At 46.6% G+C, this 16,335-nt stretch carries 10 protein-coding genes and 8 tRNA genes; 4 read left to right on the forward strand and 14 right to left on the reverse strand.

Annotation, left to right across the window (positions count from 1 at the left end; translation table 11 throughout):
• Positions 1-630 precede the first annotated feature (630 nt).
• Complete coding sequence (locus tag C2M24_RS12945; protein WP_105200430.1) at positions 631-2,046, forward strand: alanine/glycine:cation symporter family protein; 1,416 nt, start codon at positions 631-633, stop codon at positions 2,044-2,046.
• Between the two features lie 32 nt (positions 2,047-2,078).
• On the opposite strand, the gene C2M24_RS12950 is transcribed toward C2M24_RS12945, so the two are convergent.
• Positions 2,079-3,692, reverse strand: a complete 1,614-nt coding sequence (locus C2M24_RS12950) for a Na/Pi cotransporter family protein (RefSeq protein WP_105215399.1) — start codon at positions 3,690-3,692, stop codon at positions 2,079-2,081.
• Positions 3,693-3,814: 122 nt separating this feature from the next.
• Between C2M24_RS12950 and C2M24_RS12955 the strand changes: the two genes are divergently transcribed.
• Complete coding sequence (locus tag C2M24_RS12955; protein WP_199775723.1) at positions 3,815-5,146, forward strand: NfeD family protein; 1,332 nt, start codon at positions 3,815-3,817, stop codon at positions 5,144-5,146.
• A 3-nt stretch (positions 5,147-5,149) separates the two neighbouring features.
• Positions 5,150-5,926 (forward strand): slipin family protein, encoded by a 777-nt coding sequence (locus tag C2M24_RS12960; protein WP_105215403.1) that lies wholly within the window; start codon positions 5,150-5,152, stop codon positions 5,924-5,926.
• 1 nt (position 5,927) lies between these two features.
• Here C2M24_RS12960 and C2M24_RS12965 read toward each other — a convergent pair.
• A tRNA-Cys gene (locus C2M24_RS12965) sits at positions 5,928-6,001 on the reverse strand.
• Positions 6,002-6,037: 36 nt separating this feature from the next.
• A tRNA-Gly gene (locus C2M24_RS12970) sits at positions 6,038-6,113 on the reverse strand.
• Between the two features lie 624 nt (positions 6,114-6,737).
• Between C2M24_RS12970 and C2M24_RS12975 the strand changes: the two genes are divergently transcribed.
• Positions 6,738-8,015, forward strand: coding sequence for a DUF7507 domain-containing protein (locus C2M24_RS12975; RefSeq protein WP_105215405.1), 1,278 nt, complete (start codon positions 6,738-6,740; stop codon positions 8,013-8,015).
• A 64-nt stretch (positions 8,016-8,079) separates the two neighbouring features.
• Here C2M24_RS12975 and C2M24_RS12980 read toward each other — a convergent pair whose 3' ends face one another.
• The 11 genes from C2M24_RS12980 to C2M24_RS13030 all read right to left on the reverse strand — a co-directional run bounded on the left by C2M24_RS12980 (position 8,080) and on the right by C2M24_RS13030 (position 16,318).
• Positions 8,080-9,735, reverse strand: a complete 1,656-nt coding sequence (locus C2M24_RS12980; RefSeq protein ID WP_199775724.1) for an Ig-like domain-containing protein — start codon at positions 9,733-9,735, stop codon at positions 8,080-8,082.
• 1,256 nt (positions 9,736-10,991) lie between these two features.
• Positions 10,992-11,067, reverse strand: a tRNA-Gly gene (locus tag C2M24_RS12985).
• Positions 11,068-11,251: 184 nt separating this feature from the next.
• Positions 11,252-11,338 (reverse strand) — tRNA-Leu (locus tag C2M24_RS12990).
• Between the two features lie 42 nt (positions 11,339-11,380).
• Positions 11,381-11,456, reverse strand: a tRNA-Gly gene (locus tag C2M24_RS12995).
• A 104-nt stretch (positions 11,457-11,560) separates the two neighbouring features.
• Positions 11,561-11,647, reverse strand: a tRNA-Leu gene (locus C2M24_RS13000).
• Positions 11,648-11,684: 37 nt separating this feature from the next.
• A tRNA-Cys gene (locus tag C2M24_RS13005) sits at positions 11,685-11,758 on the reverse strand.
• 9 nt (positions 11,759-11,767) lie between these two features.
• Positions 11,768-11,843, reverse strand: a tRNA-Gly gene (locus C2M24_RS13010).
• Between the two features lie 178 nt (positions 11,844-12,021).
• The gene (gene pgsA, locus C2M24_RS13015) at positions 12,022-12,573 is read right to left on the reverse strand and encodes a CDP-diacylglycerol--glycerol-3-phosphate 3-phosphatidyltransferase (RefSeq protein ID WP_105200435.1); all 552 of its coding nucleotides are present in this window, start codon (positions 12,571-12,573) and stop codon (positions 12,022-12,024) included.
• A gap of 44 nt (positions 12,574-12,617) precedes the next feature.
• Positions 12,618-14,438 carry an excinuclease ABC subunit UvrC gene (gene uvrC / locus C2M24_RS13020; protein WP_105215409.1) on the reverse strand — a complete coding sequence of 607 codons (1,821 nt, stop codon included), beginning with the start codon at positions 14,436-14,438 and terminating at the stop codon, positions 12,618-12,620.
• Between the two features lie 9 nt (positions 14,439-14,447).
• Positions 14,448-15,098, reverse strand: a complete 651-nt coding sequence (gene uvrY / locus C2M24_RS13025; RefSeq protein WP_105200437.1) for a UvrY/SirA/GacA family response regulator transcription factor — start codon at positions 15,096-15,098, stop codon at positions 14,448-14,450.
• Positions 15,099-15,166: 68 nt separating this feature from the next.
• The gene (locus C2M24_RS13030; RefSeq protein WP_105200438.1) at positions 15,167-16,318 is read right to left on the reverse strand and encodes a dicarboxylate/amino acid:cation symporter; all 1,152 of its coding nucleotides are present in this window, start codon (positions 16,316-16,318) and stop codon (positions 15,167-15,169) included.
• Positions 16,319-16,335: the final 17 nt, after the last annotated feature.

Genomic DNA, 16,335 nt, shown 5'->3' on the forward strand with positions numbered 1-16,335 from the left:
TTTTTTTGTTCCCACCCATAAAGAGTGAAGAACGGCGCTCATTGAATTCTGATTTTGATTCTTTCGAATCGAATTGACTGTGCTGAATAACTTCTCTTATAAAGAGAGATTATTCCGTTGGTCACTCAGTTCAATTGAGACTCTAAATTTTTTTGCGTCATCTAGCGAACTAGAATCTGCTGTTAGAACTCAACCTGTACGAGTGCCCACACAGATGATTGCTTCATATTTTTAAAGAACGTTGCGATGACTCTTCATCGCGTCAGGGCTGCGTATATTAAGCCTTCCTGACTCAAAGTCAACTAGAAAATTTAATTTTCTTTTTCTCAAAGAGAAGTAACTTTTCCGTCTAACTTTCCCGACCACTTTGCTCGTTGCTTTTCAGCGTTGTGCTCCGTGTCGGTGGATGCGCATTATAGGGAGAAACGATTTCGACGCAACCCCTTTTTTAAAGAAAATGACAAAAAGATTTCATCCCCACTTTTAACTACACCCTACCCACCAGTTATTCACAAATTCCTGTGGATAACCAAATGAATTAGCTATCTTATGTACTAAGGCACTAAAAGTTTGCTCGTCTATATGCTAGATTGCGCCTCAATTTTTTACTCGTTCAAAGGTACTCTTGTTATGACCGAAATCGCTAACGCTATTAGCGGCCTTATTTGGGGGCATGTACTTATCTATCTGCTGATAGCTGCAGGTGTATTTTTCACTGTTCGTTTGGGCTTTATTCAATTTCGAGACTTTGGGTACTCTTTTAAAGTCATGTTCGCTAGTCGTGAAGGAGCCAAAGGCGGTATCTCATCCTTCCAGGCTTTCTGTACTTCACTTGCCGCTCGTGTTGGTACCGGTAATATGGCCGGCGTTGCCGTTGCCTTATACCTAGGTGGTCCGGGCGCGATTTTCTGGATGTGGCTTATCGCACTAATAGGTATGGCCACCAGTTTCGCTGAAAGCACCCTGGCCCAGGCCTACAAAATAAAAGATGAAGAAGGCAACTTCCGTGGTGGCCCAGCTTATTATATGGAGCTTGGTCTAGGTAAGCGCTGGATGGGGGTGCTATTTTCACTCTGCCTTATCCTGGCTTTTGGCTTGGTCTTTAATGCCGTACAGGCTAACTCCATTGCCGCAGCCTTTAATGTGGCCTTTGATATTCCCAAGTATGCTGTTGGCATAGCCCTGGTGATTGGCTCCGGCTTTATTATTTTCGGCGGCCTTAAAACCATTGCCCGCTTTGCCGAAATCGTGGTGCCCTTTATGGCCATTGCTTATCTTCTATTGGCTATATATGTATGTGCGGTCAACGCGGAGCAATTGCCCGGCGTATTTATGCTGATCATTGATCATGCTTTCGGTATTGAGCAGGCTGGTGCCGGCGCCATTGGTTATGGCGTTATGCAGGCTATGATACAAGGCATAAAGCGCGGCCTGTTTTCAAATGAAGCTGGTATGGGTAGTGCTGCCAACGCCGCCGCCACGGCTACGCCTAACCCGCCTCACCCGGCCTCTCAGGGTTATGTGCAGATGCTTGGCGTATTTATTGATACCTTAGTGATCTGTAGTGCCACGGCGGCGCTGATTTTATTATCGGGTCAACTTGAACCTGGCTCTGGCCTGACCGGCATTGCCTTAACCCAACAAGCATTAGTGACACACGTTGGTGAATGGGGCTCAACCTTTATCGCCATCGCTATTTTATTCTTTGCCTTTACCTCTATCGTTGCTAACTACTCTTATGCAGAAACCAACCTGCTGTTTTTGGAGCACAACCACCAAAAAGGCATGTTGATCTTCCGCTTATTGGTGCTCGCCATGGTTATGTTTGGCTCGCTCGGTGAAATTAAGCTGGTGTGGACACTTGCAGATATTTCCATGGGGATGATGGCCATCGTCAATGTTATCGCTCTGTTTATGCTTTCAGGCGTGGTGATCTGGTTAGCTAAAGACTATCGCAGACAACTTAAGGCTGGAGACGTACCCACTTTTAATCGTCGCGACCATAAAAAGCTGGATAAGGACTTACCCCCGGGAATTTGGGAGTAATCAAATGAAGGCCGCACTTGCGGCCTTTTTTGTTATTTAATTTCTTGCCACCGATTAAGATGCAAACAAACCCGGCGAATATGGTAGATAGTTTTTTGCAGATGCCGATATTGCTCCAAGTAGTCCTCGGCCTCTGGTACCCCCAGCCGGCCTACGGCTATATCATGCATCCGCTGAGCTCGGGCCCTCGCTAACTCGTTGTCCACTTCGTCACCCAGGCTCTGCGCCTGTTGCCACAAACGGAGGTTGTCACCTTCATTAATACTCAGCATCATATTATTCAGGGCTTGCTCCGTATTTATAAGGAGTGCGCTAAAATGCCCGTTTCTCATAATAAGCTCGCCACCTCTGTCATACCATGGGTCATCGCCCAAGACTTTGCATCTTTCATGCAAACGCTGCATATGATCTAGGATATGAATCAGCTCCAGTAACTGAGACCAGCTCGGTTTATCTTTTTGCTGTAAATGGATCAGGTCAACATAGACATGGGTTTCGTCCAGTGCACTTTGAAGCTCGGGAAAAGGGGGAGCATTAACAAAGTCTCCCGGCTTTAGCCGGGTGCGAAGATAACAGAGGAGATCATGAAATTGCCAATACACACTGGCATGAACCGTTTTTAAAGCAAGGTCCACATCCCGCAATAAGGTGTTGTCCAATGCCTCAGTGTATGACTGCCCCCGTTGAGGAACCAGCATTCGCATAAGATGCTCAAACTGATTGGTAAAAGGCAAAACCAAAAACAGTCCCAAGACATTAAAGAGCGTATGAAAGGCCACCAGAGCCAGTTGCGCCTGGGTTTCAATCGATTGTGTGAACAGCCATTGCCAAAGATGCACAAAGGGTGTGATAAGCAGCAGCGCCATCATTGCCGTTAAGACATTATAAATTACGTGCGAAAGGCCAGTCCGTCGCGATGCAACCGAGCCACCCAAGGTCGCAACCAAAGCAGTCACCGTAGTACCCAAATCCATGCCTATGATCAAGGCGGCGGCTTGATGAAAGTTAATGCTACCTGCATACAAGGCGGTGAGACTCGCCGCTACGCCGGCACTTGAGGACTGGGTAACCAGGGTAATGGCGACCCCAAGGAGCAAAAGTTGTATTCTGCCAAGCCAGGTATCCGGACCAAAGGTTTCTGGTGTTAATACCTGCTCAAACCCGGACAGACCACTTTGCATCATGCCGATGCCAACAAAAATAACGGAAAATCCCGCTACCGCCATGGCCAGTGAGGCTCGCTTTCCCTTTAAAAACAACTTAGCAACCATGGCAAACAGCAATAAAGGCAAGATCAAACTGGTCAGTTGAAGCTTAAAACCTATCAACACCACTAACCAGCCGGTTATGGTCGTGCCTACATTGGCACCAAAGATAATCCCCAAGGATTCTTTAAAGGTTAACAACCCGGCTGAAACAAAACCGACGGCGGCCACAGTAGTGGCGCTTGAAGACTGAAGGATAGCCGTGCTGCAGGCTCCAGTGCACGCTCCGGACACAGGGCTACGTGTTAAGGACATCAAGGCATTACGGATCCGCTGACCAGCAAGTTGATATAAGGCATCGGTCATTATGGTCATGCCCAGTAAAAAAAGCCCCAACCCGCCTAGCGCTTTAAGGAGATGATAGGTCTCGATCATGGTCATTGTTAATCAACTCACTACGCCCTGCTTAGCGTATTGTCGGTATTGCTTTGATATTAGTTGTAAATAACGCAGCACTCCAACTGGGACTATACTTTGACAAAAGCATCAAGTTCATTGTGATCATGATACGAATTTTCGCCTTAGTCTTGCTGTTGACCACATTTTACTCTTTGGCGCAACAACCAACAGAGCAGCAGCCAACAAACATAGTCCAGGAGATCCGCATAGAGGGGGCTATCGGTCCCGCAGTGGCGGATTTTGTCGTTCGCCAAATCAATAAGGCCAATGCTCTATCACAGCCCCTACTGATGATCACCCTGGACACTCCTGGCGGATTAAGCAGCAGTTTGCGGCAAATTAACCAAGCGGTATTAACTTCCTCTGTTCCCGTCGCTTGTCTGGTGTATCCTCAAGGTGCTCGCGCCGCCAGTGCCGGCACTTACCTGTTATACGCCTGCCATATTGCCGCTATGGCACCGGCCACCACCTTAGGCGCCGCAACGCCGGTGAATATCGCCGCGCCTGGGCAAGGTCAGCCTCAAGGAGAAAAAGAGCAAACCCCAAGCGCCATGGATAAGAAGATGCTCAATGATGCTATTGCCTATATTCGCTCACTGGCGCAGCTACGCGGACGCAATCCCGAATGGGCAGAGCAAGCGGTGCGCGAAGCGGCAACCCTGACGGCATCGGAAGCCATGAAAGAAAACGTCATCACTCATCTGGCCGACTCCCCCACAGATCTATTGGCTCAGCTTGAGGGGTTTAGCATCAAAAGCGGTGAGCAACAGATGAAGCTGACGCTAGCGGGAGCTCAATTGCAGCCAGTCGAGCCGGATTGGCGCTTTAACTTTATTGCCACCATTACCGACCCAAACATAGCGTATATATTAATGCTCATAGGCGTTTATGGCCTACTGCTGGAATTTTACAGCCCAGGCATTGGTGTCGCCGGTGTCGTTGGCGCCATCAGCCTTATCGTCGCCCTTTATGCCTTTCAAATGTTACCTCTAAGTTTCTCCGGCCTGGCGCTGATCGCGTTAGGCATTGCTTTAATGGTTGCCGAATCGTTTGTGCCGAGCTTTGGCATATTTGGGCTCGGTGGCATTGCTGCTTTTGTTTTAGGCTCAATTTTCTTAATCGATACTCAAAGCCCCTACTTTCAGATTTCCATTCCGCTAATAGCCGGCGTCGCCTTTACCACCGTCTTAGTGGTGATCTTTATGCTCGGTTATTTATGGCGAAATCGAAATGTAGCAATAGTTTCAGGTCAAGAAAGCCTGATTGGGAAAGTAGCCATAGCCGAACAGGATTTTTGCGGCCAGGGATTTGTAGACGTTGACGGTGAGCGTTGGGCTGCACACAGCGATACCCCCATCAAACAGGGTGTTCAGGTCACCATAGAATCAGTTCAGGGCTTAACATTGTATGTTTCGCCACCTACAGCCAAGGAGTAAGCCATGGAAATCTTCTTAACCAATAGTCAGATCTTCTCGAGCACCATAATACTCTTGCTCATTCTAATCATCCTCAGCGCATTTCGTATCTTGCGCGAATATGAGCGCGGCGTGATATTTTTGCTCGGGCGTTTTTACAAGGTAAAGGGGCCGGGGCTCATTATCGTCATTCCCTTTATTCAACAAATTGTTCGCGTGGATTTACGTACCATAGTCATGGATGTGCCCAGCCAGGATGTAATAAGTCGGGACAATGTCTCGGTGCGTGTCAATGCGGTTATTTACTTTCGCGTGCTCGACCCACAAAAAGCCATTATTAATGTAGAAAACTTTCTCCAGGCCACCTCGGAGCTGGCACAAACAACCCTAAGATCTGTGCTGGGGCAACATGAACTGGATGAAATGCTGGCGAATCGAGATATGCTGAACGCCGATATCCAGGAGATCTTAGATGCCCGCACCGACGGCTGGGGGATCAAGGTTGCCAATGTCGAAATTAAACACGTCGACCTTAATGAAACCATGATTCGGGCCATAGCCAAACAAGCCGAAGCAGAACGTACACGTAGAGCAAAAGTAATTCACGCCTCTGGGGAAATGGAAGCCTCAGAAAAACTGGTTGAAGCGGCAGAAACCTTATCAAAAGAACCTAACGCCATCTTATTAAGGTACCTGCAGACATTAACGGAAATTGCCGGCGAGAAAAACTCAACCATCGCCTTTCCATTACCCATGGAATTATTAAAGGGATTATTTGAAAATAAAGGAGAGAAGAAGTAAATGGAGGCGGAACCCGGAGTCGAACCGAGGTAGACGGATTTGCAATCCGCTGCATGGCCACTCTGCCATTCCGCCCTCTTGAAATGATTGTAGCAACAGAAATAAGGAAGTTGGAGCGAGTAACGAGGTTCGAACTCGTGACCTCAACCTTGGCAAGGTTGCGCTCTACCAGCTGAGCTATACTCGCGTTCCTGGGTCTGAAAGAGAATATTCGTGCCGCTATAAGACAAAAGGTTGCGTCCTTACCTTCTTACAGCTGAGCTATACTCGCGTTCCATATTGAGAAAGCTTATCTGCCTCACTAGCTAAAGGTTGTGTCTTCAACTTGAGCAGTAAACCATTCACATCTTACATCCTAACTACCCATCCCTACGGACTAAACCGTATGAACGAGCGCGTAGTCTAACGAATTACTGAATTCGGTCAACTATAAATTTTAACTTTCTGATCTGAATGATTAAGAAGCGCTCAATAAATTATGTGTCTTAAGAAGTGTAACACTGGTGAACACTGTGTCCGTTGCTGTACACATCACCCCGCCAAGATTTAACTTTATGAAATTCATACAGTTAATCGCATTCCGAGAGCAGTTCAGCAAATTAGGGTGTATCGGCTATGAAACAACATAGACCTCGCCTCTTATCAAATTGAAATAATTTTTAATAAATACAGATAGTTAATAATTGGCATGGTCTGTGCTCTTAAGCAAAGTGACGTACTTAAAGTACGAAGTAAAAAGTTTCACTAGGCAATAACTAACTATCACTGTGTATAGGGCCGCAGTTTGTTGTCCGTACTCAAAGGAGCTTTTATGAAAACCAAAATGAATTCATGGTGGGGCACAAGCGGTTTTAGTTGTTCTACCTTCAGTACCAGCAAGTTACTTGCTCTTTTTTTAGTCTTAGGGTTTACCCTTTGCGCACAAAATGCGTTTGCTGGGGATCCTGGACCGGCATCCGACAGAGGTATTCAACCTATGTTTGAATCCGGAAACCCCACCTGTAGTGATCTAATAGGTCCTATCGATGGACTCGTAGAGTACCGCATCGACGGGAGCGAGTTGGGTAATATGAACCTCGGCGATGGCGACCTAAGTGTAACTATAGATGTTAAACCAGACAAAACGTTTGACTGGACGTCCAGCGGCGGGGTTATCTATTCCATTTTCGTTAAAGGTGGCCCTAATGGCAACCTTTATGACTACGAAAGCACTGGTTTTACATGGGACGGGGGACTTCATTCTCCCGTTAATGAAAACAATGGCAATTACTATGGCCTTAGTCATGTGTCATTCTGCTATGTCCCAGGTGAAGCTGACATAGAAATCACTAAAACCTGTACAGGCAATGGGCCTGATGGTGCAGGTACGGCACTCGTATACGGCTACAAACTTACAGTGGAAAACACCGGCGACTTTACACTCTATGATATCGTAGCAGTCGATGATACCGCTGAAGCTATTGATGGAGCAGGCAGTCATACGTACACCCTAGAAATGTTAGAGCCGGGAGAAAAGCATGATTTTGAGGGCTCTTTTACTACCAATGATAATGGATTTGATAATCACGCCAGTGTGAAAGCTGCTGTAGAAGATGGCGGCGAAAAAGACGTTGAAGATAGTGGAATGGGGATTTGCCCCCCTCAAGAAATCCCTGGTGAGTTATCGCTCACAAAAGACTGTGATGTGGTCGTGGTGTTGAATGATTACGGTGACTATGGACTACAAGTAAATTACAGCGGTGAAATCTGTAATGAATCTGCCGTTGCGATCACACTCACTAGTGTTACAGATAACAAAGACAATGATGGCCCTACCGTCGACAATTATGAACTAGCCCCTACTGGTAGCCCTGGGGCCTGTACAGACTACTATGGTAGCTATGTTCCTGTACCAGGAGAAGGTGAATTAGGTGAAGGCACCCCTGGGTTTGACGTAGGAGCCTTTATGGACACTGTTTCGGCCAGTGGCATAACAGCCTTTGGCTTGCCTGTGGATGCTCCGGACGCAATGGCAACTTGTACGCTGTGTCCTCAGTGTGTGGACATGGAGATGTGCCCTGCACCTGCTTCAGCAATTAACCTTGAATAGGCAAAGTTAAATCGAAAAACTAAAAAGCCTGGCTCTTACGAGTCAGGCTTTTTTATATCTATCTTTACTTATTTTTGCCCTTCCCAGGCCCTGTATTGCTACCACCGTCTGACTGTAGCCTTACAGAAACATAGGCTGTCGAACGCGTATTCCCATCACTAATCGTATAGCTAAAACTGTCGTTGTTTTTAAATCGTCGGCCCGGCGTATAACGCAAGGTCCCATCTGACAACAGTTCTACACTGCCCTTGTTAGGCTGAGTGAATGATGTTACTGACGCCGAGGCTTGTGCATCAACCATATCATTGGCCAACACATCAATAACTACCGACACCTTTGCACTTAAGGCTACCGAGTCGTCAACCGCAACCACCGCAGGTGCAGTGCTTTCATCGGCAACTACGGTATAACGTACCGATGTCGCGGCGCTATAAGCTGAATCAGAACCGTGAGTCGCTTTAATTGACAAGGAATAATCTTTTGCTGTGGCCTCTTGCGCTGAAGTCACAGCGATAACAACTTGCCCAGACGCACCCGGCGCTAAAGTTACTCGGTCATTAGTTACTTGCCAACCGAACGGTACAGCGGTGCTGATATCGAAACTGGCACTGGCACAATCTGCCGAATCCTTATTGGTAACCGTCACCTGATACTGTACTTCGGCGCCAGCGAATACCGAACTTCCCGTGATGGCCTGTGCATTTATGGACGGCGCGTTAATTGCGCAACTTCCGTTATCACCGCCTGAGCCAGAGTCATCTAAAGTAACCTTTACCTCGGCCAAGCTGCCGTTTGCACTAACCAGGCTAAAGGAAACACCAGAAACAGGATCGGTAAAGCTGCCACCAATAGACAGTGCAGGATCAAACCAGTCATTAAAGCTAGAGTCAGGCTCCGGTTTAAAGTGAAGTAAATTGCTGCTACGTCCGTCACCCTCGATAGCCGAGCGAACAATGATGCCAGCCGTTACATCATCCCGCGAAGATCTGTATGAACGGGCATCCAAAAAGTCGTCAAAGCCTACCGACTGACGGTATTCAATATAAAACCAGCTCTTTTTGCCTGTAGTTGAGTCTATACCACGTGGCACCTTGATGGTCACAGGTTGATTGGTTTGCGTTTCATAGTTAGCGATTGAATAAGTACCACTTTGAGTCACTTCGATTGTTTTAGCGGCATGGGCACCTTCCAACCAGCCCAATCGCTCTTTCTGGAACGTATTGAAATAACCGATATCCGGACCACCCATAGCGTCATAGGTGTCGCCATATTCAAGTGTCTTACACTGCTCGCCAATGGCTTTGGCACCGCAGTCTAACGCTCGTGAGTGATACAAACCCAAATTGTGCCCCAACTCATGAGCAGTCGTCTTAGCGGAGAAGTTACCATTAATCCAGGCACGTGTTGGGCTGCCCTGCATTGTACCTTGACCAGAACTCGTACAAGCTGTTTTGGTCATCAAATAAACGATACGATCAAAGTTGGACAGAACAATACCTGAGGCTATGGCTTTTTGATCGGCGGCATCTTGAACGGCAAGGAAGTTACATTCCTGATTAGAAAGCGGTAATGTATACCAACCCACTACCTGACCCGAAAACCAGGTTTGACCAAAGGAGTTTTCCTTGTAGAAATCGTTCACAGTTCCAAACACTAGGTCATGTGCTTCACCCGAGGTCACTGGTTTCTCATTTGGATTTTCTTTAAAGTTAAGCAACATTACCAGAGTCTTTTGTTGCCCTAGCGCACTTGCAGCTAGTGCAGGTTGCACACTTTGGAAATATACGAACAGTACCAGTAAAAAAGATAAACTCTTATACATCCCTGCCTTAGTTATTTTAAGTTTTGCTGTCATCGCTACACCTGAAATAATTTATGTAAATAATTGAAATCTCAGATAAAAGAGAAATCAAAAAACGGCAAAGGTAGTGAATTAAGACAATAAAAACCCTTGGCCCATAAGAAATTGAACCAAAAACTGAATGCTTTTATTGAGCTGCTAAATCACAACCAGAATAAAAAAGGCGGCATAATAGCAAGACGAAAGGTCAAAATTCAACCGATTTAAGGTGTGAAATTGAATAGATTTTCGCCAATGGAAATTAAGCTTGCCACATCAATTACTTAAATTTAAGACTCAAATCTATAACGAAAAACTTTTCTTATAGTTATAAAGCGCACTCGCTTGAACTGCATGGCTGAAAATAAAATAAAAACAACCAAATCAAAAGCTTAAGAATAGAAAAGAAGCAAAAATAAAATTAAGCAGAGAATCGACACCAGGCAATAAACACCTTTTTATCCCGTCGATACTCATGCTGTTTTTTAGTGTGATGGATAATAATGCAGCTAGATGAATGCGAAATGACTAAATTATATTCAAAAAATAACACCCTGACCTAGAAGAATTTTAAATTGAAAATAAAAGTTACTTTGTGAGGTTTTTCCAAACTACCAGGGCAATGAAAGGTTAATTGGCCAAGGTTTTGAGTCACTGTGAATGCCATACCTAGATAGCTCAAAAAAGCTGGGCGCCCCGCCCATTACTCAAACTAACACCTCAGAGTTTAGGCAACCCGCGAGTAAGTATCGGCTGATAAGCTAGGCTTGCAATGAAAGAATACAATAGGTCTAGGGGGAAGATAATAGTAAGGCTAACCTTAAATAATTATCGTCACCGCAACAAATATTAACCCGCTCCTGGGCGCCACCCGCAATAAAAATACGATGCCAGGTTGAGCACAGAGATAAAAAGTATCAATGAGTCATATGGTTACTAAGTTCTGTTATCAAGGCAATGTGTGAAATAAACGACGGGAGGTCCAGTATAACTAACAGCCGGAGCAGTTAGGTTTAGTAATGCAGTAAACACCAGGGGTTTTATTAACTTTAGGTAGAATTAAGCGTTCGACAATTTTATATGGCGTTTTTTATTATTTTATTAAGAGAGGGATTTGATTATGAATCAGAGGAAATTGGAGCGAGTAACGAGGTTCGAACTCGTGACCTCAACCTTGGCAAGGTTGCGCTCTACCAGCTGAGCTATACTCGCGTTCCATGATCGGAATGGGAATATTCGCACCGCAATAAGAAAAAGGTTGCGTCCTTACCTTCTTACAGCTGAGCTATACTCGCGTTCCAAAAAGAAAGTTTACCGCCGTTTTATATGAAGGTTGCCTTACCTTCTAGCAGCTAAACAATTCTGTAGTCATAGGTCATTTGACTAAGTAGTCAAATGGTGCCCGGGGCCGGACTTGAACCGGCACGCTGTTACCAGCGAGGGATTTTAAATCCCTTGTGTCTACCAATTCCACCACCCGGGCGGATGGTCGACTCAAGAGTCGTACATACGAAGCGGAAGAGATTGGAGCGAGTAACGAGGTTCGAACTCGTGACCTCAACCTTGGCAAGGTTGCGCTCTACCAGCTGAGCTATACTCGCGTTCCATAGTGAGAATAGTTTAACTGCTAGAAGTTTAAGGTTGCGTCCTTACCTTCTTGCAGCTGTTCTATACTCGCAAAATCCGAAAACACATAGTGTTAAAATGGTGCCCGGGGCCGGACTTGAACCGGCACGCTGTTACCAGCGAGGGATTTTAAATCCCTTGTGTCTACCAATTCCACCACCCGGGCATCGGGTTGCTTGCGCATGTGGATAGTGTTGAGAAAATGGAGGCGGAACCCGGAGTCGAACCGAGGTGGACGGATTTGCAATCCGCTGCATGGCCACTCTGCCATTCCGCCATCAAAGATTGGAGCGAGTAACGAGGTTCGAACTCGTGACCTCAACCTTGGCAAGGTTGCGCTCTACCAGCTGAGCTATACTCGCATCCTACAGTTAGACATTCTCACTGCACGAAAAGCTTGGCTTTTCGTTTACTTTGATTGGGCTAGCGCCCTCTCAACACCGACGCATTCTACAGAGATTATTAAACGCGTCAATACAAAAAATATCAGTTTTGAATCGTTTGCTTAATTTTTATCTAAAACGGTGTGTAATTATACATTTAACCGTTATCAGCCAGTAAACTATGACGTGCTGCCATTAAATATTGCACCATAGAACCAAAGGTCAACAAGGTCGCAATGTATAACAACACATAGCTTAAACTCACCATCCAGGGCTGAAACTGCCAAATCAAGCCGATAATGGCTAACATCTGAGCGGCGGTTTTAATTTTTCCTAGCTGGGATACGGCCACTTGACCACGCTTACCCTGTTCGGCCATCCATTCACGCAATGCGGAAATAACGATTTCCCGAGAAACAATGATGATCGCCGGCACCGTCATCCATAAACTCTGATAATGACTAACCAGCAACACCAAAGCAACACTGACCATGACCTTATCGGCTACAGGATCCAAAAAGGCACCAAAGGGAGTCGACTGATTTAAGCGTCGCGCCAGATAGCCATCGAGAATATCCGTGATCGACGCCAACCAAAATACAAATGCCGCTGCGAAAAACGCCCATTGATAAGGTAAATAAAAAATAACTAAAAAAATTGGAATAAGGCACAACCTAAAGGTTGTTAACGTATTGGGAATGTTCCACATAACTACTAGCAGCGTCTTCTTTTTTTTAATATTCGCACGAAGGGCTATGCCTTGTCATGCAAATGGTTAAATATCTTTTCAGCCATGGCCTGGCTGATCCCCGGAGCTTGGCTCAACTGCTCCCTTGTTGCATTCTTAACTCCCTGCATTCCTCCTAGGTATTTGAGCAGCGCCTGGCGTCGTTTTTGGCCCACGCCACTGATTTCTTCTAGCACCGAGCGGTTACGCTGTTTCTGGCGCTTGTTGCGATGCCCGGCAATGGCAAATCGGTGGGACTCATCCCGTATATGCTGGATCAGATGCAGCGCAGGCGAATCACTACTTAAATTCACTGTTTTACGCCCGGCATCGATCAACAAGGTTTCTAGGCCTGGCTTTCGGCTGGTGCCTTTGGCCACCCCAACCAATAATGGCTCTTTTTCAAAGGGCCATTCACTAAAAAATTCAACCGCCTGATTTAACTGCCCTTTACCGCCGTCGATAAAAATCACGTCGGGGATCTTGGTTTCATCCACCAGCTTGGAATAACGCTTTTTCAAAGCAAATGCCATGGCCGCATAGTCATCCCCAGGGGTGATATCGGTTACATTAAAACGCCGATATTGGGACTTATTTGGCCCTTGGGCGTCAAACACCACACAAGAGGCAACCGTGTTCTCCCCCATGGTATGGCTGATATCGAAACATTCCATGCGGCTAATATCATCTAGATTCAACGCATCTTTTAACAGCGCATAGCGTTTATTGATGGAATCCTGGGTGCTTTGTTTCACCTCCAGGCTACTACGGGCATTTTTATTTGCCAGTTGCAGGTATTGTGCACGCTCCCCCCTTTGCACCGTCACCAGCTTGACCGCTGCCGATTTTAGCTCACTCATGGCCGCTGCCAATTCGGCTTGCTCATCAATGGCAAAGGGTAAGATCAGCTCCTTGGCGATGCGTCCACTGGCTCCCGGCGTGCAGTAGTATTGAGCAATAAAAGAGGTGAGCACTTCATCGTCGCTGCTGTTTTTAGGTACCTTAGGAAACAGAGTCTTGCTGCCCAGCACCTTATGATCGCGCACCATAAGAATATGAATGGCGATCAAGCCATTATGGGAGTAATAACCTATGGCGTCGAGCTCGGCATGCTTACCCGATACCGATTGTTGCTCCTGCACCTTACGCAGCAGCTGGATTTGGTCGCGATATTTGGCTGCCTTCTCAAACGCCAGCTCCTCGCTGGCCTGCTCCATTTTTGCTACCAGCTCGGCGATCACCTCTTGAGATTTGCCGCCCAAAAACTTGCGCACAAAGTTTACCTGAGCATCGTAATCTTCATCACTGACCTTACCCACGCAAGGGGCACTACAGCGTTTTAACTGATACTGTAAACAAGGACGACTGCGCGCTTTATAGTAACTATCCTCGCACTGACGCACCGGAAACAGCTTTTGCATTAAGCGTAAGCTGTCGGACACCGCGCTGCTACTGGGAAAAGGACCAAAATATTCGCCCTGAATTTTACGGGCGCCACGGTGGAAAGCTAAACGAGGGTGCTGGTGCTTAGTCAACAGAATATAAGGGTAAGACTTATCGTCACGCAGCAGAATGTTATAACGCGGCTGATACTTTTTGATCAGGTTATTTTCGAGCAGCAAGGCCTCGGTTTCGGTGTTAGTCAGAGTTACCTGGATATCACAGATATTACTCACCAAGACCTGTGTCTTAGTATCTAAACCGGTTTTACGAAAATAACTGGAAAGGCGTTTTTTTAGATTTTTAGCTTTGCCGACGTATATCACCTGCTCTTCTTTGTCGAGCATACGGTATACGCCGGGTTCTTCAGAGACCGTTTTAAGAAACTGGTCAGCAGCAAAGGTCATAAGGTTTGATCAGTGATCGCTATCAATATCGATCATTTTATGGCGGATAGCCAAATGTGTCAGCTCTACGTCGCCGTTCACCGCAAGCTTTTCGAAAATTCGATAACGATAACTGTTGACGGTTTTCGAACTCAGATTCAGCTGCTCGGCAATGCTTTGCGCCTTATCACCCTTAGTGATCATCAGCATAATTTGCAGTTCACGATCGGACAGAGTCTGGAAAGGGCTCTCATCGGTACGACCGCTAAACTTGGCCAAAGCTATCTGCTGGGCGATTTCCGGAGCAATGTAGCGCTGACCGGCATTCACGGAGCGAATGGCTTGGATCACTTCTTCCGAGCCGGCGCCCTTAGTGAGATAACCATGGGCACCTATTTGCATCACTTTGCTAGGGAAAGGATCTTCACAGTGTACGGTCAATACGATGACCTTTACATCGGGGCAATACCGGCAGATCTTCTTGGTCGCTTCCAGGCCACCAATACCGGGCATATTCATATCCATCAAGACGATATCCGGCTCATTCTGACGGCAAAACTGCACCGCTTCTTCACCGGTTTTAGCTTCGCCTATCACCTTAAAGCCACGAACATCGTCAAGAATACGTCTAATTCCTGTACGTACCAGTTCGTGATCATCTACAAGTAATACATTAATCAACAGGATTACCCTCTCTAGTTACGCTCAAGTAATTCCTTGTTACCCGAGCGTACCTGTAAACACCTTACTCAAGCCTCTGTTTTAACAGAAAAACGGTCGACCCACAATGCTATGATGCCATCACCGGTAACATTACAAGCGGTACCAAAACTGTCTTGAGCTAAATACAAGGCGATCATAAGCGCAATTGCCGCATCATTAAAGCCCAACATGCTAGTTAGCAGACCCAAGGCCGACATCACCGCACCACCAGGAGCGCCAGGAGCCGCGATCATCACTATGCCTAGCATAAACACAAAGGGCAGCATCTCGGTTAAACTACCAACGCTCATACCCGGCGACAAGGCCATCACTGCCATGGCACAGGTCACTATGGTAATAGTCGAACCGGACAGGTGAATGGTGGCACACAGGGGCACGCTGAAGTTAGCAATATTTTCTTTTACACCATTGTTTTTACTTGCCTGCAAGGACACAGGAATAGTTGCTGCACTGGACATGGTACCCAAGGCGGTAAAATACGCAGGCAACATGTTTTTAATTAGTTCTAGCGGAGAGCGGCCAAGCAAAATGCCCGTGCCCACATACAACACGGTCAGCCATAACCAGTGCATTACCAATGCAATGGCCAATACCACAGCAAAGGTTTGCAAGGTCGAGGCCACGGTACCGGCGACCGTCATATCGGCAAAGACGCCGGCGATATAAAAAGGCAGGGCCGGAATGATCACCTTGGCCAATAAGGCATCGATCACTTCTCGGCCTTGGTCAACAACCGTTTGCAGCTCACTTAACTGGCGCTGGCTGATGGCTATACCAAAGGTAAAAGCGGTGGCCAAAGCCGTCATCACACCCATTAAGGGTGGGATTTGAATATCAATAAAGCTTTTTAGTGCGCTCTCTTCAGAGCCGGAAAAACTGATGCTACCGCTTAGGTGTGGCGCCGCCCAGATCATCACTAAAGTGGCCAAAGTACCGGCGATAACCGTTGAGCCATAGGCAAACCCAACGGTTTTACCCAACAAGTGATTGGCTCCACGGGGCAACCCGGCAATACCTGAACAAATGTAAAACAGGATGATCAAAGGAATGGTAAAACCAATCAGCTCGCCGATCAGGGCTTTCACCGTGTACAACACCCGCGCCACCAATTCAGGAGCAAAGGCACCAATAACAATCCCCAACAGGATGCCGGCTATCAATTTAACAATAAGCTTCATAATATTAGAATCTAATT

This window comes from Pseudoalteromonas sp. T1lg22 (genome assembly GCF_002964645.1).
Taxonomy (GTDB): Bacteria; Pseudomonadota; Gammaproteobacteria; order Enterobacterales; family Alteromonadaceae; genus Pseudoalteromonas.